Here is a 693-nt window from a genome sequence, read left to right as displayed (position 1 = left end):
CATAGGAGGTGTCCCATGAAGCGTCACAACCACAACCCGGCTTCCTTTTGAGATAACGAGCAAGCGCCGCAAAGGATTCCCGTCCGAGACCAACGTCAAGAAGGGGCGCAGATTCGTCCACGGAGACAAAGAACTTTGCGAAAAGCTTGGCCGCAACGATCCCTGCCCCTGCGGCTCTGGGAGGTCGTTTCAAGCGGTGCTGCCTGGTTTCAGGTAGCTTTTGATGGCATCAACCGCCATGACTACTTCCGTTAGGCGTCTCCGGCGCCACGCCCTGTGGAGGGTGTGGCGCTGTCGTGGCAAGGCAGACAATGATTAGGTCGAAATCAAAGGATACAGTCATGCGCATAGTCATTGGCACCGTCGCGATGCTGACCATTGTTATTGCGCTTGGCAGTGTTCTGGACCTGCATGTCACGGCCGCGGCGTCAACCGCCCATGCCTCGCCACAATTTGCCACCGCACTACTCGGCTTGCTTGCAGCCGCCTGCGGAGGATTTATCGCTCGTCAAAAAAAAAACAGAATAAATCAGTAGACTAGCCTCGCCTCCATATGCTCTATATGCACGAAACGCTCCTTAGTAGTCATATATCAATAATACACTCACATCTAATAATACACGCGATGTACGTCTAGCAGTGTTATGTCTGCGCAGTAGACTACACGCCGCTATATATCAATTGAGGTCTGAT

General features: G+C 52.7%; 2 protein-coding genes. Both read left to right on the top strand.

From position 1 onward, the window contains the following. Positions 1-52 precede the first annotated feature (52 nt). The gene (locus CSC65_RS16400) at positions 53-217 is read left to right on the top strand and encodes an SEC-C metal-binding domain-containing protein (protein ID WP_097120735.1); all 165 of its coding nucleotides are present in this window, start codon (positions 53-55) and stop codon (positions 215-217) included. A gap of 124 nt (positions 218-341) precedes the next feature. Beyond that, positions 342-536, top strand: coding sequence for a hypothetical protein (locus tag CSC65_RS16060; protein ID WP_162411593.1), 195 nt, complete (start codon positions 342-344; stop codon positions 534-536). Positions 537-693 lie beyond the last annotated feature (157 nt).

It is taken from the genome of Pseudoxanthomonas daejeonensis, from assembly GCF_010093205.1.
GTDB lineage: Bacteria > Pseudomonadota > Gammaproteobacteria > Xanthomonadales > Xanthomonadaceae > Pseudoxanthomonas > Pseudoxanthomonas daejeonensis.
This window is presented reverse-complemented; position numbering and strand designations above follow the sequence as displayed.

Excerpts from the sequence above, each read along its gene's own strand:
- CSC65_RS16060 (WP_162411593.1), top strand. The coding sequence starts at position 342 with ATGCGCATAGTCATTGGCACCGTCGCGATGCTGACCATTGTTATTGCG.